Source organism: Brevundimonas intermedia (assembly GCF_004614235.1).
Lineage (GTDB): Bacteria > Pseudomonadota > Alphaproteobacteria > Caulobacterales > Caulobacteraceae > Brevundimonas > Brevundimonas intermedia_A.
This window is the reverse complement of record NZ_SPVH01000006.1, coordinates 116,934-134,957: the sequence shown is the minus strand read 5'-3', so window position 1 is coordinate 134,957 and position 18,024 is coordinate 116,934. Positions and strand designations below refer to the sequence as shown.

The following is an 18,024-nucleotide window of genomic DNA, read 5'->3' as shown; positions in this document are numbered from 1 at the left end:
CGGTCGGAAATCAGGCCCGAGGTCGTCATGGCCTCGCGCTTATCGGTTCCCCGTCTGTCAGTCCAGACCGGAGACCGCGCCGCCGCCTGGCTCGCGTCGCAGCGTCGCCTTCAGCTCAGACAGGGTGACGGCGCGGAAGGCAAAGAGGCAGACGCCATAGGCCGCGGCGCCCAGGCCGCAGACGACGAGGACAGCGATCTCTTTGGCCAGCAAAATCCGGCTCAGCAGGCCATAGTTTATGCTGGCCAACAGCAGCAGGCCGGCCATGACCGCGCTTGCCGCCAGGACACGGGCGATGCGCGAGACGAAGGCGGGGGAGGGTCGCCAGGCGTTCTCGTGGATCAGGACGCCGGCCAGCAGGCCGACATTGACCCAGGCCGAGACGCTGGTGGCGATGGCCAGGCCCAGCACGCCGTCCCAGCCCTGGGCGCGGAACCAGAAGAACAGGCCGGACCCCAGGACCACGGTGATGATCACGGCGGTGACCGCGAAATACATCGGCCGGCGCGTGTCCTCTCGGGCGAAGAAGGGCGGGGTCAGGACCTTGGCCAGCACGAAGGCCGGCACGCCCCAGGCGAACTGCCGCAACACGTCGGCGGTTCGGGCGGCGTCGGCGCTGGTGAAGGCGCCGCGCGTCACCGTCGCGTCGATGATGAAGAAGGGGATGACGAACAGGGCCACGGCGGCGGGCAGGGTGAAGGCCATGGCCAGGTTGATGCCGTCGTCCAGCGTCTTCTGACCGCCCTCGTGATCGCCGGAAACGAAGGCGCGGGTCAGGCGCGGCACCAGGGCCAGACCGATGGCGACCCCGACCAGGCCCAGCGGCAGTTGGTAAAGGCGGTCGGCGTTGTAGAGGACCGAGCGAGCGCCGGCGTCCGAGCCGGCCAGAACCTGGGACACGACCGAGTTGACCTGCATGGCCCCGCCGGCCATGGCGCCGGGCACGGCCAGGGCCAGGGCGCGTTTCACGTTCGGGGTTAGGCGCGGCAGGCCCAGCTTCAGCTTCACGCCCAGACGCCGCACGCCCCACCACAGGAGGCCGGCCTGGATCACCCCCGAGACGGTGACCGCCGCACTGGTGGCCAGCAAGACCATGGCGGGCGAGACCGGCAACAAGAAGCCGCCCAACAGCGGCGCCAGGGTGCAGAGATTCAGAAAGACCGGCACCGCCGCCGACAGGGCGAACCGACCGCCGGTGTTCAACACCCCCGACAGCAGGGAGGCGATGGTCATGCAGGCCAGATAGGGCATGGCCAGCTGGGTGGCGATCACCCCGACGCGCATGACCTCGGCGTCGTCCTTCCAGGCCGACAGCAGCAGGGGCACGATCCACGGCATGGCGACCTGCAGCAGGATGCAGAAGGCCGCGACCACGGCGAACATGAAGGACATGGCCTCCGAGGCCGTGACGGCTGCGGCCTCGTCGCCCTCGCGCGTCTTGACCCCGCCATAGACCGGCACGAAGGCCTGGGCGAAGGCGCCCTCGGCGAACAGGCGACGGAACATGTTGGGCAGCATCAGCGCCGTGGACCAAACGTCCATCAGCGCCCCCTGGCCGAAGTTGGCCGACAGGGCCAGATCGCGGCCGAAGCCCAGCAGGCGGCTGCCCAGCGTCAGGGTCGACTGCACCAGGGTATTGCGGGCGAGGCTCATGCGGACATTCGACAGGGCGCGGAAAGAAGGGTTTCGCTTAGCGCGCTTGCTCGCCGGGCGATACGGGCTTCGCGCGCGGGCTGCGGCGGCCCAGGTCGGAGACGTCGCGGGCGCTGGCCCGGGCCGAGGCCACCTTGCGGCCTGCGGGGGCCGGGGCGCGGCTGTCCAGCACGGCCTCCAGGGCCGTGCGCAGTTCGGCGATCCTCTGTTCGGACGCAATCTTGCGGCCTTTGCCATCGACCACATAGAAGCTGTCCACCGCCCGCTCGCCATAGCTGGCGACGTGGGCGGAGCGGATGTTCAGGCCTTCGTCGTTGAACACGCGCGACAGGGCCGCCAGCAGGCCGGGCCGGTCCGCGCAGGACACTTCGACCACGGTGGCGACCTCGCTGGCGTGGTGATCGACCATGACCACGGGCCGAACCTCGAAGGCGGCCTTTCTGGCGTTGCCGGTCGGATCGGGCGCCTGGCCGATACGGCCGTCGCCGCGCGCCGCCTTCTCCAGCGCCTCGACCAGGGTCTTGAGCCGACGCGGTTCGGCCTGGCCATAGGGCAGACCCGCCCCATCCTGAACGCGAAACACGTCCAGCACCACGCCGTCCAGCGTCGCCACCCGCGCGTCGGTCACGTCGGCGCCCAAGGCCGCCATGGTCTGGGCCAGGTCCGCGAACAGGCCCGGCCGGTCGGCGGCGGCGATGGAGATTTCGGTGGTCTGGACCGCCAGCCCTGCGACGGGGGCGGTCGGCGCGGCCTCGGCGGCGGCGCCCGTCTGACGCGCACGCTCGACCAAGGCCGGGTGCTCCGCCAGCGGGTCTTCGCGCGCCACGTCCTCGCCCCGGAAAAGGCCGGCGACCTGGTTGTAGAGGGTGCGCATCAACTGCCCCTTCCAGCCGTTCCACACCCCCGGGCCCACCGCCCGGATGTCGGCGACGGTCAGCACCAGCAGCATCCGCAGCCGTTCGGGATCGCCCACCAGCTCGGCGAAGGCGCGGATGGTGGCGGGGTCCGACAGGTCGCGCTTCTGGGCATAGTCGCTCAGCGCCAGATGGCTGCGCACCAGCCAGACGACCAGCTCGATACGGCGCGGATCGACGCCCAGCCGTTCGCAGGCCCGGCGCGCGGCGATGGCGCCGTCCTCCAGCTGTCCCCGCTCTCCGCCCTTGCCGACGTCGTGCAGCAGCATGCCCAGCATCAGGGCTTCCATGTCCGAGATCAGCTGGACGATCTCGGTGGCCAGCGGGTGGTCGTCCTTCAGCTTGCCGCGTGCGATGTCGTTGATGATGCCGATGGCCTGCAGCGTGTGCTCGTCCACCGTATAGGCGTGGTACATGTTGAACTGGGTCTGGCCCACGATCCGCCCCCATTCGGGCAGGAACCGACCCAGCAGGCCCGTCTCGTTCATGATGGTCAGGACGCGATAGGGCCGCTGGCCATGCGCCAGAATGTCCAGAAAGGCCCGCGTCGCCGCCGGATCGCGCCGCAGCCGGGGCGTCACCAGCGACAGCGACCGGGTGACGGCCGAAAAGGCGTCGGGGTGCAGGTCCAGGTCGTGACGATCCGCACAGACGAACAGCGTCAGCAGCTTGACCGGATCGGCGGCGAACACCTCCGGTCCTTCGACGGACAGCCGCCCCTGATCAACCCAGAACCCCTCGACCTCCATCTTGCGACGGGCGGGCCGGAACGGAGTCATCAGCCGCGACAGCCCCTGCGCCGTCTTCTGGTGGCGTGCCTCCAGCTTGGCCGACATGGCGCGGGTCAGGGCGCCGACGTCGCGCGCGACCAGGAAGTATCGGCGCATGAACCGTTCGACCGCCGGCTCGTCGCCCCGCCCCTGCCAGCCCATGCGACGGGCCACCTCGGGCTGCATGTCGAACGTCAGCTTCTCCTCGGCCCGTCCCGCGATCAGGTGCAGATGGATCCGAACACGCCACAGGAAGTCGAAAGCGTCGTCGGAGGCGCGACGTTCGCGAGAGGTGAACATCTCGTCCATCACCGTCGCACCCAGCCGGCTGTCGGGCGCCAGGGAGCGCGCGATCCAGTACAGGGTGTTCAGGTCGCGAAGCCCGCCCTTGCCGTCCTTGACGTTGGGTTCGACCTTGTAGCGGGTCACGCCCGCCTTCTGATGCCGGACGGCCCGCTCTTCGAGCTTGGCGGCGATGAAGGGTCGCGGGTCGGACTTGGAGACCATTTCGCGGAACCGGCCGATCATCAGGTCCGACAGCCGCTCGTCGCCCGCCAGATGCCGGGCCTCCAGCAGGGTGGTCCGCACCGTCATGTCGGTGCGCGACAGGGTCAGGCATTCCTCGACCGACCGCACCGCCGGCCCGACCTTGATGCCCAGGTCCCACAGCACATAGAGGACGAACTGGATGACGCTCTCCCCGCGCGGCGTGGCCTTGGCCGGGCGCAGGAACAGCAGGTCCAGATCGGAATAGGGCCCGAGCACGCCCCGGCCGTAACCCCCGACCGCCACCAGGGACAGCCGTTCGCTCTCGACGGCGGAGACGGGAAACAGAACCTGGGTGGCGACCCGCCACAGGCTCGCCAGCATGTCGTCGGCGGCTGTGGCGTAGAGGCGGGCGACATCGCGCCCCTTCATGCCGCCGTCCAGCTTGCGCTCGGCGCGGGCGCGGGCGGCGTCATAGGTCTCGCGCAAAACGACAGAGACCGCCGCGCGCGGATCTCCCGCGCGGGCGGCCTCGTCAAGGCGGTCATCCAGACTGGGCGAAACGGTCATGTCAGCCACCTATAGGCCGCATCCCCCTTCGCGTCAGTGGAGGATATTACTCGGGGCGAACGCGCTTCTTGCGGAACGACGGGTTCAGCGTCTGCTTGCGCAGGCGGATGGACTTCGGCGTGACCTCGACCAGCTCGTCGTCGTCGATATAGGCGATGGCCTGTTCCAGCGACATCTGGCGCGGCGGGGTCAGGCGAACGGCCTCGTCCTTGCCGGAGGCGCGGACGTTGGTCAGTTGCTTGCCCTTGATCGGGTTGACGTCCAGGTCGTCCCAGCGTGCGTTCTCGCCGATGATCATGCCCTGATAGGTCTTCTCGCCGGCGCCGACGAACATGACGCCGCGATCTTCCAGGTTCCACAGGGCGAAGGCGGCGGTGTCGCCGTCCGAGTTCGAGATCAACACGCCCTTCAGACGGCCGGCGATCGCGCCCTTGTATTCTTCGTAGTGGCTGAAGACCCGGTTCAGCACGCCCGAACCGCGCGTATCGGTCAGGAACTCGCCCTGATAGCCGATCAGCGAGCGCGAGGGGCATTTCAGGCTGATGCGGGTCTTGCCGGCGCCCGACGGGCCCATGTCGGTCATCTCGGCCTTACGGGCCGACAGCTTCTCGATGACGATGCCCGAGAATTCGTCGTCCACGTCGATCATGACGTCTTCGATGGGCTCCATCTTCTCGCCGTTGGGGCCTTCCTGGAAGACCACGCGCGGACGCGAGATCGAGACCTCGAAGCCTTCGCGGCGCATGTTTTCGATCAGAACGCCCAGCTGCAGTTCGCCACGGCCGGCCACTTCGTAGGCGTCGCCGCCTTCGGTCGTGGTGACGCGGATGGCGACGTTGGCTTCGGCTTCCTTCAGCAGGCGGTCGCGGATGACGCGCGACTGGACCTTGTCGCCTTCGCGACCGGCGAGCGGGCTGTCGTTGACCGAGACGGTCATGGAGATGGTCGGCGGATCGATCGGCTGGGCGGGAAGCGCGTCGGTCACTTCCATGGCGCACAGAGTGTCGGCCACGGTCGCCTTGGACATGCCGGCGATGGCGACGATGTCGCCCGCTTCCGAACCTTCGTCCAGGGCCTGACGCTTCAGGCCGCGGAAGGCCAGAACCTTGGTGATGCGGCCGCGCTCGATTTCCTTGCCTTCACGGTCCAGGGCGTGGATCGCCATGCCGGGAACGGCCTTGCCGCTCTCAATCCGGCCGGTCAGGATCCGGCCCAGGAAGGGGTCGGACTCGATCAGCACGTTCAGCATCTGGAACGGCTTGTCGCGGTTGTCCTGCACCTTGGGCGCAGGGACGTGGTCGACGATCAGGTCGAACAGCGGGGCCAGGTTGTCGTTCGGGACGTTCAGATCCATCGTCGCCCAGCCGTTGCGGCCCGAGGCGTAGATGTGGGGGAAGTCCAGTTGTTCGTCCGTCGCGCCGATGGCGGCGAACAGGTCGAAGGCCTCGTTGTGGACCCGGTCGGGATCGGCGTGGGCGCGGTCGACCTTGTTGATGCACAGGATGGGCTTCAGACCCATCTTCAGCGCCTTGGTCAGCACGAACTTGGTCTGGGGCATGACGCCCTCTTCGGCGTCGACCAGGATGACGCAGCCGTCCACCATGCCCAGGATGCGTTCGACCTCGCCCCCGAAGTCGGCGTGGCCGGGGGTGTCGATGATGTTGATGCGGGTTTCACCGGCCTTGCCGTTCCAGAGCACCGAGGTGCACTTGGCCAGAATGGTGATGCCGCGCTCTTTTTCCTGGTCGTTGGAGTCCATCGCGCGCTCGGTCTGCGCCTCGTTGGCTCGGAAGACGCCGGACTGGGCGAGCAGTTGGTCAACCAGGGTCGTCTTACCGTGGTCGACGTGGGCGATGATGGCGACGTTGCGCAGGTTCATTTGATAATCGCGAAAAGGCGCGGCCGGCATACGGGCGGCCGCTGGTCATGAAAAGGCATGCGGGAGGCGCGCGCCTCTTACAGGCATGTGGACAGAAACACCAGAGCGGGCGTTCACAGCAGTGATTGCCAGCTTACCGATATTTCATCTGCTCAGCCGCATCCGATGACATCCTACATCGTCTCTTCTGCATGAAAAGCCTGATCCAGGCTCGGTTTCAAAGCGGAGATGATGATGTTGGGACCTATGCTTGCGGCTGCGCTGCTCGCTGGCGACGCGCCGGACATGCGCGTCGATGCTCAGGGTCTGCACATGGCTCGACCGGGCGAAGCCTTGATCCTTGCGGGGCGTATACGGGTCGCCAGCCATGAATGGTGCGCTGCGCATCGCGCCGTCCTGACGCCTGATGCCGTGGGCGATCCGCTGGTCTGCGAACGCGAGATGAGACGCCGGGCCTACAACGCCCTGCCGCAGCCCCACCGCACCCACTTCGTGAGAGCGGGCGGTCAGACCGCCCTCAACCGGCCCTAGAGCAGTCTCGTCATATAGCGGGCGTCGGACCCGTAGCTGGCCAGTTTCGCCGCCATCCCTTCGGCCGCCTGCTCCACGAAACCGTGCCGGGCCCAGAAGCGGACCGCGTCGTTGACCGCGACCAGGGCGATGGCGGACCAGCCGTCCTCGGCCGCCTGTTCCGCCAGCCGTTCGACGATGGCGCCGGTGACCCCGCCGCCTCGCGCCTCGGGATGCAGGGCCAGGTCGTGCAGATAGATCAGGGCCGGTTCGGCCGGCAGGCCCTCGATCACCGTGTTCAGCGGCGGCGCGCTCTCGGCCCGCCACGGATAGGCGATCAAATAGCCTTTGGGCGCAGCGTCGTTCTCCGCCAACACGAAACAGCCGCGCGGATACAGCGCCAGCCGGTTCTGGAAACAGGCGCGATCCTCGAAATGATCCGGAAAGGACAACCGCGCCACCTCGACTACGGCGTCGATGTCGTTCGGCCGCATGGGCCGCCAGGTTAGCTGGGGCAGCGCGCGTTCAGTTCCGCCTTCTGGAAGCGCCATCGGATGATCCTTTCCTGACCGTCCATCACGCCTTCGATCCGGGCGTTCAGGACATCGCCCTCGCGTTCATAGACGACGCGCTTGGGAAAGTCGTCGTCGGCCGCCTGTTCGAAAACGACGCGGGTCGGGCCGGAGGCGATGACCGGAAACGTGGTCGCAGCCTGTCCCTCGGGATGCGCGAAATAGGCCAGAGGGGCCGCCGGGGTCGGATCGACCGGCGCGATGCGTGACAGCTCCCACCCCGCCCGCCCGCCGCGCACCGTCAGGGATGTTCCCAGCATCAGGTTCAGGCGCGGATCGGTCCAGGTCTCGGACACTTCACGGCCCGGTTCGCACGACAGCCAATAGCCGGACATCCAGCCCAAGTCGGGGCGCAGGTTCGTTGTGGGGTCCGCCTGCAGGGCGGCGGCGAGAAGCAGCGGGGTCAGCATGGTCGTCATCCCTCTCCAGTCGAGGCGCGTAAGCTAGACCGGATGCGGCGGTGGCGGCTTGTAGGTTTGCGACGCGATGGCGCGGGCCAGCTCATGCTGTTCGCGCGCCCAGTCGGTGGCGGTGCAACCCAGGAAGCGTCGGAAGTCGCGCGCCATCTGCGGCTGGTCGAAATAGCCCGCCTCCAGCCCGGCCGCGAGCCAGCTTTCGGCCCTGTCCGGGTCCGCGGCATGATCGAACACCCGGCGAAACCGAAAGATCGAACGCAGTAGGCGCGGCGACACCCCAACCCGATCCGCGAACCGGCGCTGAAGGGCGCGTTGCTCGGACGGTGATCGGGCAGGCGCCGGGCGCTCGGCTGCAGCGTCTTCGATCTCGGCGCGGATCGCCGGATCGATGGTCCAGTCCGCGCCACGCCTCTGCGCGTCCAGCCAGCGGGCGATGGCCGCGACCTGCCCCGTCGGATCCCCGGCCGGAGCGACGAACCCGGCCAGGCACGCGACCATGTCCAACCGCCGGTCGGTCGCCTCGCTCAGCGGCCGCCCCAGAAAGCCGCGTGCCCCGTCAGGCTCGAACCGAACGGCGACCAGTTCGGTCGGGCCGGTCGGCCGCATGACCAGGGGCCGGGTCATTTGCCCCGCGAACAGGGCCGAGGGCTGCAGGCGGAATTCGCCATCGTCGCCCTGTTCCGCATAGGGGGCGCCCAGGTCGAAGATCAGTTCGGGACAGCCGTCCGGCGCAATGCGTTGGATGGTCGGCGAGGGATCGGGTGCGGCATAGGTCCAGATCACGCGGACGAAGGGCCGCAAGGCCGGCGGCGGCGCGAACTCCTGATACCGTTCCTCCCCCGAGGCCACTTCAGTTGACCTTGGACGGGTCCGGCGGGGCGTCGGGCAGGGCCGAGACCGGCACGCCGTCGTCCTTCAGCTTCCTGACCTCGGCCGGCGTGGCCTCGCCATAGATCTCGCGCTTCTCGGACCTGCCCTCGTGAATGTCGCGAGCCTCGCGGGCGAAAGCATCGCCGACATAGTCGAAGTTCGCCTCGACATGGGCGCGCACCTCGCGGGCCGCGGCCATCATCACGGTCTGCATCTTAGCGGCGATGTCGGATGCGGGATCGGCCTTGCGCGCCCCGCTGACGGCCGGAGCCATGATCGCCTTCTGAACCGAATGCGAGCCGCAGAACGGGCACTCCACCAAGCCGCGTCCCGCCTGGTCGTCAAAGTCGGACGAGGAGCCGAACCAGGCCTCGAAGTCGTGGGCCTGGTCGCATTTCAGGGCGTAGCGGATCATGGGACAATCAAACGGCGGGCAGGAAATCGCGATCGTGGGTCAGGGCGGGCACCGCCGCACGCGCGCGGGCCACCGCCTCCATGTCCAGCTTCGCCTTCACGATGCAAGGGTCGTCGTGATCCGCCTTGGCGATGATCTCGCCCCAGGGTCCGACGACGGTGGATCGCCCCCAGGTGCGGCGACCGTCCTCGTGCAGCCCGCCTTGCGCCGGCGCCAGGACGAAGGCGCCCGTCTCGATGGCGCGAGCGCGCAACAAGGTCTCCCAGTGCGCCTCGCCGGTCGGGGCCGTGAAGGCGGCGGGCACGGCGATCATCGCGGCCCCCGCCTTGGCCAGCTGGCGATGCAGATGGGGAAAGCGGATGTCGTAGCAGATGGTCAGGCCCAGCCGACCCCAGGGCGTGTCCGCGACCGCCGCCCCGTCGCCCGGCCGCACCGTCGCGCTCTCGCGATAGGTCTCGCCGTTCGGCAGGTGCACGTCGAAGACATGCAGCTTGTCGTAACGGGCGACGATCCCGCCGGCTGCGTCGATCAGCAGCGACCGATTGGCGGCGCGGCTGTCTCCGGCATGGCCGGACCGCACGATGGCCGAACCGATCAGCAGCCAGACGCCCAGTTCCGCCGCCAGATGGCGCAGACCCAGCACGGCGACATCGGCGTCCTCTGTCGTGATCGCGGCGTCGCGACGGTCGCGACGTTGTTCCAGGACATTGGTCCCTTCGGGCGTCAGGACGAACTTGGCCCCGCCCGCCGCCGCCTCGCGGATCAGGGGCTCGACATGGGCCAGCGCCGCGTCCGCCGTCGCCGGCGTGCGGGTCTGGATCAGGGCGATGTCGAGCCCGCCGCTCATGGGATCAGGCCGCCAGAAGCGCGTCGAGCTTGCCGTCGCGATCCAGGGCGTGGACGTCGTCGGAGCCGCCGACGTGCCGGCCGCCGATGAAGACCTGCGGGAAGGTCATGCGACCGCCGGACTTCTCGACCATCTCGGCCTTCTTGGCGGGATCGTTCGAGGCGACGATCTCGGTGTAGTCGACGCCCTTCTTCTTCAGCAGCGCCATGGCGCTGTAGCAATAGGGGCAGCCGGGCTTGGTGTAGATGACGACGTCGGCCAAATCAGGTCTCCAGAACAGTATGTCCCTCAAGCAGCGAGCCGCCGCGCGGGGAGCGATAGGGGTTACATAGTCAGTTCACGGGCGTTTCGCACCCGTGCGATGACCGCCAGGTCCACGCCGCGCGCTCCGGCGTCGAGCAGGGCGCGCGCGCAGGCCTCTCCGGTCGCGCCCGTGGTCAACACGTCGTCGATCAGAAGGATGCGCCGTCCCCGGATCCGACGCCTCACGACTTCGGTCACGGCGAAGGCCTTCCTGACGTTCAGACGCCGCCCGCGCTGGCTCTTGCCGCCCTGGCTGGTCGTATGGGTCGTGCGAACCAGGGCGTCAGGCAGATAGTCGCGGCCTGCGTCGCGGGCCAGCGGTCGGGCGATCTCGGCTGCCTGATTGAAGCGGCGCGACAGCAGGCGAAAGGGATGCAGCGGTACGGGCACGACCGCATCTGCCTCTTCGACCAGATCGGCGGCTGACCGGCCGATCCAGCGAGCGAACAGGGGCGCGAACTGCTGCTGATCCCCGTGTTTGAATCTCAGGATCAGCCCTCGCGACGCCTCGTCATACAGACAGGCCGCCCGCGCCCGCTGAAAAACATAGGGCTGGGCGATGCAGGCGGTGCAGCGGTCCTCGGCGAAGGCGCCGCCGTCATACTCGAACGCCGCCCCGCACCCGTCGCAGACCGGAGCCTCCAAAAACACGATCCGGCTCCAGGCGTCGGGCGTCAGGCCTGCGGCGGCCGTCGCCTCACGACTGTCGTGCGCCATCGGCGGCAGGATCAGATCCGCCAACCCGCGTCCCGCCCCACGCAACTGTCGCCCCGCCCCTTCCCAGGCGCGTCGCCAGCCCCCATCCTGTTCGTCCATGACTGCCCCCCAATCCCCTTCCGAAGGCCCTCCGCGCATCTTCGACGCCGCCCGGCGTCTGGCGCGGCTGGCGCGGTCCGCCGCCCGTTTCGACCAGGCCGACTTCCTGCACGTCCGCGCCGCCGCCAACGCCGCCGAGAGCCTGGAAGCCATACTGCGCGATTTTCCCGTTGCGGTCGATCTGTCCGCCCATCCAGGGGTGTTTGAGCGTGCGGTCAGGTCCAGCGACGCCGCCGGCCGCGTCGGCCCCATACTGACGCCCGCCTCCCTGGCCCAGCGCGCGGCGCCGGGGGCCGGGCCCCTGCCGCTGACGGATGGATCGACCGATCTGATCGTCTCGCTGCTGACCCTGCACTGGGCCAACGACCTGCCCGGCGCCCTGGCCCAGATCCGGCGCGCCCTGAAGCCCGACGGCCTGTTCATCGGCACCTTGTTCGGCGCGGGCACGCTGAAGGAACTACGGGCGATCCTGACCGAGGTCGAACTGGAGGAACGCGGGGGCGCCCAGGCGCGCGTCTCGCCCTTCGCCGACGGCTATGACGGCGCGGCCTTGTTGCAGCGGGCAGGGTTCGCCCTGCCCGTCTCCGACGTGGACCGGTTCACCGTCCGCTATGCCGATCTGTTCGCCCTAATCCGAGACCTGCGCGCCATGGGCGAGACCAATGTGCTGCATGGTTCCGTCCGGCCGCTAAGCCGCCGCATCGTCGCCCGCGCGGCCGCCCTCTATGCCGAACGTCATGCCCAGCCGGACGGTCGTATCCCTGCGACATTCGAGATCATTCACTTGGCCGGCTGGAAACCGCACGAGAGCCAGCAGAAGCCCCTGCCGCGCGGATCGGCCAAGACGCGGCTGGCCGATGTGCTGGGCGTCAAGGAAATGACCGGCGAAGAGCCGGACTAGCCGCCGATCGCGGCCTGCATCGCAGCGCTCAGCTTGTTCACCGTCACGGCGAAGCCGCCCGTGTTGCTGTTGCCCAGCGCGCTGATCGCGCTGACGATCGCCAGAAAGATCAGGGCGCAGATCAGGCCGTATTCGATGGCGGTGGCCCCGCCGTCGTCACGCAGGAACCGGCCGATAAGACGTTTCATGGCCGGCCTCCCTGGTCGGCGGTGATCAGAGCAGGTCGCGCAACCAGGCGACCAGGGGTTCGTCCGCCGGGGGCATGGGATAGTCCGAAAGCTTGATCGGTTTCACCCAGGCCAGGCCGTCGTGCTCACGCGCCGTGACCACGCCGTCCCACCGTCGGCACAGGTACAATGGCATCAACAGGTGAAACGAATCGTAAGCGTGGCTGGCGAAAACGAACGGCGACAGACAGTTTTCGCTGACGTCGATGCCCAGTTCTTCCTTCAGCTCGCGGATCAGGGCCTGTTCCGGCCGTTCGCCCGCCTCGACCTTGCCGCCCGGAAACTCCCACAGCCCGGCCAGCTTCTTGCCCTGCGGCCGCTTGGCGATCAGCACCCGCCCGTCCACGTCGATCAGGGCGACAGCAACGACCAGGACGGTGGGAAGCGGAGCGTCAGTCACGAACGATAATCGCCGTTGATCTCGATGTAGCCCTTGGTCAGGTCGCAGGTCCAGACGGTCGCCGAGGCCCGGCCGGCGCCCACGTCCACCGTAATGTCGATCTCGGGGTTCTTCATATAGGCGCTCATCTTCGCCTCGTCGTAGGTGGCGGACGGGGCGCCCTCGACGGCCGCGACGTTCGGACCGAACCGGATGCCCAGCCGGTCGCGATCCACCGGCTCCTCGGTCTTGCCCACGGCCATGACGACCCGGCCCCAGTTGGCGTCCTCGCCGGCGATGGCGGTCTTGACCAGGGGGCTGTCGGCGATGGATTTGGCGAGCTTGCGGGCCGAGGCGGGCGAGGCGGCGCCGTCCACCGTCACCTTGACGAACTTGGTCGCCCCTTCGCCATCGCGCACCAGCTGGTGCGCCAGGTCCAGCATCACCTTGTCCAGGGCGGCCGAGAAGCTCTTGAGGCGGCGGTCGCCGACGCGGCCGATGCGCGGCGCGCCGCTGGTTCCCGTGGCGAACAGCAGGGCCGTGTCATTGGTCGAGGTGTCGCCGTCCACCGTCACGCTGTTGAAGGTGGTGCGGACGTGCAGACCCAGCAGAGCCTGCAGCACATTGGGGTGGATGTCGGCGTCGGTGACGATGAACGCCAGCATGGTCGCCATGTCCGGCGCGATCATGCCAGACCCCTTGGCGATGCCGGAGATACGGACCTTGTAGCCCTCGATCTCGGCCTCGGCGTAGGACCCCTTGGGGAAGGTGTCGGTGGTCATGATGCCGCGACCGGCCCTGGCCCAGGCGTCGGCGTCCAGCCCGTTTTCGATCTCGGGCAGTTTGGCGACGATCTTCTTTTCGTCCAGCACCACGCCGATCACCCCGGTCGAGGCCAGCATGACGTCGCGCTGGCGACAGCCGAACCGTTTGGCGACTTCGGATGCGGTGCGGCGCGCGGCGTCGGCGCCGGCCTTGCCGGTGAAGGCGTTGGCGCAACCGGCGTTGACCACCAGGGCGCGCACGTCCTTGCCGCCGTCCGTTCCCGTCAGATGTTTCTTGCACCAGTCCACGGGCGCCGAGCCGATCTTGTGGCGTGTGAAGACCCCGGCGCAGCTGGTGCCGCGCGCGAAGCGGAACACCACCAGATCATCGCGCTCGTGCTTGTAGAAACCGGCGCGGGCGGTGGCGATTTCGACCCCGCCGATGGGCGGAATGGTCGGGAAGGGCACGGCCAGGGGCGAAATCTTCAGGCCTGGTTTGCCGGCGGCGGGCGCGGGCGTCGTGGCCGCCGGGTCCGATCCCGGCGTGCGCGTCGCGCGCTTCAGGGCCGTGGCGAACGGGTCCAGCGCCTTTTCGAACGCATGCTCGATCTTCTGGCCGGTCGTGGAGGGGGGCTTGGTCATGTCAGGCGGCCGGTGCGGGAGACGGGGTGGACGACGTGGTGGACGACGGGGCCGGCGCGGATGCGGCGGGCGGCGACTGTGCCGGCAGGCGCACATCGACCTTTGCCTTGCCGCGCAACTGTTCCAGCAACTGGCGCACGCCCTCATAGGTCAGATAGCGCACGATCTGGGGACGCGCCTGCTCCAGCGTCGGCGGGTTCTCCTTGCGCCGATCCTCGACCCGCAGCACGGCCCAGCCGCCCTCGGTCTGGAAGGGGCCGACGGTCGATCCGGCCGGCTTGTCGCGCAGGGCGTCGGCATAGGCTTGCGGCATGACGTCCAGCGTCGAATAGCCCAGGTCGCCGCCCGAGAATCGCGTCGCCTCGTCCACGGACCGCTCCGCCGCCACCGCCTCGAACCCGGCGCCCTGGCCCAGGATGCCGATCACGGCGTCGGCCTCGGGCTTGGTGCGCGACAGGATCAGGCGCACCCGGATCTCTTCCGACGTCTTCGCCAGCCGAAGCTGCTCATTATAAAGGGTCTGCACGGCCTGGTCGGATACGGCCTTGTTGACCACGCTCTCGACCAGCATGTCGCCCAGAATACGCTCGCGGGTCGCCTCCAGCCGCCGCTGTGCCAGAGGCGAAGAATCCAGTCGTCGCCTTTCGGCCTCGCCCGCCAGCAGCTTCTGATCGATCACCTCGTCCAGCACGCGGCGGAAAAGATCCGATGTCGCATCCAGCGCCTCGCCCTCGCCGATCAACCCCTGCGCCACCGCCTCGCGCTTCACGTCCGACGCCCAGATGGTCTCGTCCTGCACCGTCGCCACGGCCTGGTCGCCCTGCTCAGGCGGCCGGTCGTCGCCGGATCGCGAACAGGCGGCCGTCGAAAGGACAGCGGCCAAAAGCGCCGTTGTCAGGAGGTTCGAAGGTCGGCGGAAGGGGGTCAAGGGGGCGCTCCGTCGAAGGCGGCCGAAAGCCCCTCGCGTTGACAGGGGTTAGGCCGGTGCTTAAGTCCCGCCTGCGCCCAAGTCGAGGGGTTTTGATCGTCTGCGCGGCCCTTCGCGCGCGCCTGATGCGGCGCTCCGGGGCCGTGATCGTTCAGGGCCTCTCTCGCGGCGTCCGTATCGCCGCCCCTCACGGGATTTCAGAGCCGCTCCTTATTGACGCTCGACCTTTACCGGATCTGACATGCTCGGCTTCGCCAAGAAACTTTTCGGCTCTTCCAACGACCGCAAGGTCAAGGCCTTCCAGGACCACGCCCAGCGCATCAATGCGCTGGAGCCCAAGTTCGCGGCCCTGTCCGACGACGAACTGCGGATGATGACCGACACCTTCCGCGACCGGGTGGCCAATGGCGAGACCCTGGACAAGATCCTGCCCGAGGCCTTCGCCGTGGTGCGCGAGGCGTCCAAGCGGGTGCTGGGCCAACGTCAGTATGACGTCCAGCTGGCCGGCGGCATGATCCTGCACGAAGGCGGCATCGCCGAGATGCGGACCGGCGAGGGCAAGACCCTGGTCGCCGTGGCGCCCGTCTATCTGAACGCCCTGCCCGGCAAGGGCGTGCACGTCATCACCGTGAACGACTACCTGGCCCGCCGTGACGCCGAGACGATGGGCAAGGTCTATCGCTTCCTGGGTCTTGAGGTCGGCGTCATCGTCAACGGCCTGTCTCAGGGCCAGCGCCAGGCGGCCTACAACGCCGACGTCACCTACGGCACCAACAACGAGTTCGGCTTCGACTATCTGCGCGACAACCTGGTCTATGACCGGCGCGAGATGGTGCAGCGCCCGCACAACTTCGCCATCGTCGACGAGGTCGACTCCATCCTAATCGATGAGGCGCGCACGCCTCTGATCATCTCCGGCCCGACCGAGGACCGTTCGGACCTCTATAAAATCCTCGACGGCCTGATCAAGGAACTGATCAAGGACAAGGACGCCTACGAGCTCGACGAGAAGCAGAAGCAGGTCCTGCTGACCGAGCTGGGTTCGGAACGGATCGAAGAGGCGCTGGAGGCGGGCGGTCACTTCGCCGCCGACACCACCGGCCTTTACGACGCCGCCAACATCAGCCTGGTACACCACGCCAACCAGGCCCTGCGCGCCAACACCCTGTATCAGCGCGACAAGGACTATATCATCAAGGGCGGCGAGATCGTCCTGATCGACGAATTCACCGGCCGCATGATGACCGGCCGCCGCCTGTCCGAAGGTCTGCACCAGGCCATCGAGGCCAAGGAGGACGTCAAGATCCAGCCCGAGAACCAGACCCTGGCCTCGGTCACGATCCAGAACTATTTCCGCCTGTACGAGAAGCTGTCGGGCATGACCGGAACGGCGGCGACGGAAGCGCAAGAGTTCGGCGACATCTACAAGATGGACGTGCTGGAGGTGCCGACCAACCGGCCGATCCAGCGCAAGGACTATGACGACGAGGTCTATCGGACCCACGCCGAGAAGAACCAGGCCATCGCCAAACAGATCGCCGAATGCCACCTGGCGGGTCAGCCCATCCTGGTCGGCACCGTGTCGATCGAGCGTTCGGAACAGCTGTCGGACCTGCTGAGCAAGTTCGAATACAAGGTCGAGGTCTCGCGCGCGCTGAAGCCAGAATATGCGGGCAAGGCCAAGGAAGCCGAGAAGATCGGCGACGCCGCCTATGACATTACCTACGAGACCAAGCTGCGCGGCATCCCGCACAGCGTCCTGAACGCGCGCCAGCACGAGCAGGAGGCCTATATCGTCGCCGACGCCGGTCTGCCGGGCGTGGTGACCATCGCCACCAACATGGCCGGCCGCGGCACCGATATTCAGCTCGGGGGCAACCTCGAAATGAAGATGCAGAAGTGGATGCTGGAACAGCGCAACATGGCTGTCGAGGTCACCCACGAGATGGAAGTGGCCCAGGAGGCCCAGTTCAAAGCCGACATCGCCGTCCAGAAGAAGATCGCCCTGGACGCCGGCGGCCTGTTCGTCCTGGGCACCGAACGCCACGAGAGCCGCCGGATCGACAACCAGCTGCGCGGCCGCACAGGTCGTCAGGGCGACCCCGGCACCTCGAAATTCTACCTGTCGTGCGAGGACGACCTGCTGCGCATCTTCGCCGGCGACCGTCTGGACTCGATCATGAAGACCTTCGGCGTGGCCGAGGGCGAGGCCATCACCCACCCCTGGCTGAACCGCGCCATCGAGACCGCCCAGAAGCGCGTCGAGACCCGCAACTACGACATCCGCAAGAACCTGCTGAAATACGACGACGTCGTGAACGACCAGCGCAAGGCCGTGTTCGAGCAGCGCCAGGAGTTCATGGACTCCGAGGACCTGTCCGAACTGGTCGGCGACTTCCGCCGCGACGTGGTGTCCGACCTGGTCGAACGCTATATGCCGCCCAAGGCCTACGCCGAACAGTGGGACATCGACGGCCTGGACGAAAAGGTCCGCTCGACCTTGGGTCTGGAGCTGCCGCTGCACGACTGGGCCGCCGAAGAAGGCGTGTCGAACGAGGAGATCGAGGACCGGCTTCTGGCCGCCGCCGACGCCCGCGCCGCCGAGCGCCTGGAACAGATCGGCGCCGACCAGACGCGCGGTCTGGAAAAGCAGTTCATGCTGCAGATGATCGACATGCAGTGGCGCGAGCACCTGGTCCACCTGGACCACCTGCGCGGCGTCATCGGCCTGCGCGGCTACGGCCAGCGCGACCCGCTGAATGAATACAAGACCGAGGCCTTCTCTCTGTTCGAAAGCCTGCTCTACGACCTGCGCCACAACGTCACCCGCTGGCTGATGACGGTCGAGTTCCGCTTCCAGGCCCCGCCCGAACTGCCCGAGTTCCAGGAAATCCACCTGAACCCCGGCACCGGCGAGAACGAGATGGCCAATCCGTCGGCCCAGAACCCGGAAGGCACGCTGATCGGCGACGATCGCTCCAAACTGCCGATCGAGATGCTGCCCCCCGGCTGGGAAATGACCGGCCGCAACTCCCCCTGCCCCTGCGGCTCGGGCCGCAAGTTCAAACACTGCCACGGGGCGCTCGTTTAAGAGGCGCGCTACGCGCGGCGCTATCGCTCGCCGCGCGGCGGCTCGCTGCTTGAGCGCTTGGCGCGACGGCG

At 67.9% G+C, this 18,024-nt stretch carries 17 protein-coding genes; 3 read left to right on the top strand and 14 right to left on the bottom strand.

All coding sequences use genetic code 11. The annotated features are described in order from the left end of the window. Window positions 1-57: 57 nt before the first annotated feature. Genes murJ through typA form a run of 3 tightly spaced genes read right to left on the bottom strand, consistent with a single transcriptional unit; the run spans window position 58 to window position 6,272 of the window. Window positions 58-1,653, bottom strand: a complete 1,596-nt coding sequence (gene murJ, locus EGY25_RS06980) for a murein biosynthesis integral membrane protein MurJ (RefSeq protein WP_135194303.1) — start codon at window positions 1,651-1,653, stop codon at window positions 58-60. 37 nt (window positions 1,654-1,690) lie between these two features. Continuing rightward, window positions 1,691-4,393: a [protein-PII] uridylyltransferase gene (gene glnD, locus EGY25_RS06975; protein WP_135194302.1), complete on the bottom strand. Its 2,703-nt coding sequence runs from the start codon at window positions 4,391-4,393 to the stop codon at window positions 1,691-1,693. Between the two features lie 46 nt (window positions 4,394-4,439). Further along, the gene (gene typA / locus EGY25_RS06970; protein WP_135194301.1) at window positions 4,440-6,272 is read right to left on the bottom strand and encodes a translational GTPase TypA; all 1,833 of its coding nucleotides are present in this window, start codon (window positions 6,270-6,272) and stop codon (window positions 4,440-4,442) included. A 234-nt stretch (window positions 6,273-6,506) separates the two neighbouring features. On the opposite strand from typA, the gene EGY25_RS06965 reads away from it, so the two are divergent. Further along, entirely contained in the window at window positions 6,507-6,803 is a 297-nt protein-coding gene (locus tag EGY25_RS06965) for a hypothetical protein (RefSeq protein ID WP_135194300.1), read from the top strand. On the opposite strand, the gene EGY25_RS06960 is transcribed toward EGY25_RS06965, so the two are convergent. The 7 genes from EGY25_RS06960 to EGY25_RS06930 all read right to left on the bottom strand — a co-directional run bounded on the left by EGY25_RS06960 (window position 6,800) and on the right by EGY25_RS06930 (window position 11,021). Beyond that, the gene (locus EGY25_RS06960) at window positions 6,800-7,333 is read right to left on the bottom strand and encodes a GNAT family N-acetyltransferase (protein ID WP_135194299.1); all 534 of its coding nucleotides are present in this window, start codon (window positions 7,331-7,333) and stop codon (window positions 6,800-6,802) included. The two genes, EGY25_RS06965 and EGY25_RS06960, sit on opposite strands and share 4 nt — an antisense overlap. Further along, on the bottom strand, window positions 7,288-7,764 hold the full coding sequence (locus EGY25_RS06955) for a DUF6265 family protein (protein WP_135195556.1): 477 nt from the start codon (window positions 7,762-7,764) through the stop codon (window positions 7,288-7,290). The genes EGY25_RS06960 and EGY25_RS06955 overlap by 46 nt, the downstream gene beginning before the upstream one ends. 33 nt (window positions 7,765-7,797) lie before the next feature. Next, window positions 7,798-8,619 carry a helix-turn-helix domain-containing protein gene (locus tag EGY25_RS06950; protein ID WP_135194298.1) on the bottom strand — a complete coding sequence of 274 codons (822 nt, stop codon included), beginning with the start codon at window positions 8,617-8,619 and terminating at the stop codon, window positions 7,798-7,800. 1 nt (window position 8,620) lies between these two features. Next, on the bottom strand, window positions 8,621-9,055 hold the full coding sequence (locus EGY25_RS06945; protein WP_135194297.1) for a DUF1178 family protein: 435 nt from the start codon (window positions 9,053-9,055) through the stop codon (window positions 8,621-8,623). Window positions 9,056-9,062: 7 nt separating this feature from the next. Then, window positions 9,063-9,902, bottom strand: coding sequence for a carbon-nitrogen hydrolase family protein (locus EGY25_RS06940; protein ID WP_135194296.1), 840 nt, complete (start codon window positions 9,900-9,902; stop codon window positions 9,063-9,065). Between the two features lie 4 nt (window positions 9,903-9,906). Next, window positions 9,907-10,164: a glutaredoxin 3 gene (gene grxC, locus EGY25_RS06935; RefSeq protein ID WP_135194295.1), complete on the bottom strand. Its 258-nt coding sequence runs from the start codon at window positions 10,162-10,164 to the stop codon at window positions 9,907-9,909. 62 nt (window positions 10,165-10,226) lie between these two features. After that, window positions 10,227-11,021, bottom strand: coding sequence for a ComF family protein (locus EGY25_RS06930; RefSeq protein WP_135194294.1), 795 nt, complete (start codon window positions 11,019-11,021; stop codon window positions 10,227-10,229). Here EGY25_RS06930 and EGY25_RS06925 point away from each other — a divergent pair. Continuing rightward, on the top strand, window positions 11,020-11,922 hold the full coding sequence (locus EGY25_RS06925) for a methyltransferase domain-containing protein (protein WP_135194293.1): 903 nt from the start codon (window positions 11,020-11,022) through the stop codon (window positions 11,920-11,922). The genes EGY25_RS06930 and EGY25_RS06925 overlap by 2 nt on opposite strands. On the opposite strand, the gene EGY25_RS06920 is transcribed toward EGY25_RS06925, so the two are convergent. From EGY25_RS06920 to EGY25_RS06905, 4 genes are read right to left on the bottom strand one after another with little or no spacing between them, the layout of a single operon-like run. Then, a complete protein-coding gene (locus EGY25_RS06920) occupies window positions 11,919-12,110 on the bottom strand; it encodes a Flp family type IVb pilin (protein ID WP_135194292.1) in 192 nt (63 codons plus the stop codon). The two genes, EGY25_RS06925 and EGY25_RS06920, sit on opposite strands and share 4 nt — an antisense overlap. A 25-nt stretch (window positions 12,111-12,135) precedes the next feature. Continuing rightward, window positions 12,136-12,549, bottom strand: coding sequence for a (deoxy)nucleoside triphosphate pyrophosphohydrolase (locus EGY25_RS06915; RefSeq protein ID WP_135194291.1), 414 nt, complete (start codon window positions 12,547-12,549; stop codon window positions 12,136-12,138). After that, the gene (gene argJ / locus EGY25_RS06910; RefSeq protein WP_135194290.1) at window positions 12,546-13,934 is read right to left on the bottom strand and encodes a bifunctional glutamate N-acetyltransferase/amino-acid acetyltransferase ArgJ; all 1,389 of its coding nucleotides are present in this window, start codon (window positions 13,932-13,934) and stop codon (window positions 12,546-12,548) included. The genes EGY25_RS06915 and argJ overlap by 4 nt, the downstream gene beginning before the upstream one ends. 1 nt (window position 13,935) lies before the next feature. Beyond that, window positions 13,936-14,817, bottom strand: a complete 882-nt coding sequence (locus EGY25_RS06905; protein ID WP_245159383.1) for a peptidylprolyl isomerase — start codon at window positions 14,815-14,817, stop codon at window positions 13,936-13,938. A 286-nt stretch (window positions 14,818-15,103) separates the two neighbouring features. On the opposite strand from EGY25_RS06905, the gene secA reads away from it, so the two are divergent. Next, entirely contained in the window at window positions 15,104-17,953 is a 2,850-nt protein-coding gene (gene secA / locus EGY25_RS06900) for a preprotein translocase subunit SecA (RefSeq protein WP_135194289.1), read from the top strand. Window positions 17,954-18,024 lie beyond the last annotated feature (71 nt).

Excerpts from the sequence above, each read along its gene's own strand:
- murJ (WP_135194303.1), bottom strand. The coding sequence starts at position 1,653 with ATGAGCCTCGCCCGCAATACCCTGGTGCAGTCGACCCTGACGCTGGGC.
- glnD (WP_135194302.1), bottom strand. The coding sequence starts at position 4,393 with ATGACCGTTTCGCCCAGTCTGGATGACCGCCTTGACGAGGCCGCCCGC.
- typA (WP_135194301.1), bottom strand. The coding sequence starts at position 6,272 with ATGAACCTGCGCAACGTCGCCATCATCGCCCACGTCGACCACGGTAAG.
- EGY25_RS06965 (WP_135194300.1), top strand. The coding sequence starts at position 6,507 with ATGTTGGGACCTATGCTTGCGGCTGCGCTGCTCGCTGGCGACGCGCCG.
- EGY25_RS06960 (WP_135194299.1), bottom strand. The coding sequence starts at position 7,333 with ATGGCGCTTCCAGAAGGCGGAACTGAACGCGCGCTGCCCCAGCTAACC.
- EGY25_RS06955 (WP_135195556.1), bottom strand. The coding sequence starts at position 7,764 with ATGCTGACCCCGCTGCTTCTCGCCGCCGCCCTGCAGGCGGACCCCACA.
- EGY25_RS06945 (WP_135194297.1), bottom strand. The coding sequence starts at position 9,055 with ATGATCCGCTACGCCCTGAAATGCGACCAGGCCCACGACTTCGAGGCC.
- EGY25_RS06940 (WP_135194296.1), bottom strand. The coding sequence starts at position 9,902 with ATGAGCGGCGGGCTCGACATCGCCCTGATCCAGACCCGCACGCCGGCG.
- EGY25_RS06925 (WP_135194293.1), top strand. The coding sequence starts at position 11,020 with ATGACTGCCCCCCAATCCCCTTCCGAAGGCCCTCCGCGCATCTTCGAC.
- EGY25_RS06930 (WP_135194294.1), bottom strand. The coding sequence starts at position 11,021 with ATGGACGAACAGGATGGGGGCTGGCGACGCGCCTGGGAAGGGGCGGGG.
- EGY25_RS06920 (WP_135194292.1), bottom strand. The coding sequence starts at position 12,110 with ATGAAACGTCTTATCGGCCGGTTCCTGCGTGACGACGGCGGGGCCACC.
- argJ (WP_135194290.1), bottom strand. The coding sequence starts at position 13,934 with ATGACCAAGCCCCCCTCCACGACCGGCCAGAAGATCGAGCATGCGTTC.
- secA (WP_135194289.1), top strand. The coding sequence starts at position 15,104 with ATGCTCGGCTTCGCCAAGAAACTTTTCGGCTCTTCCAACGACCGCAAG.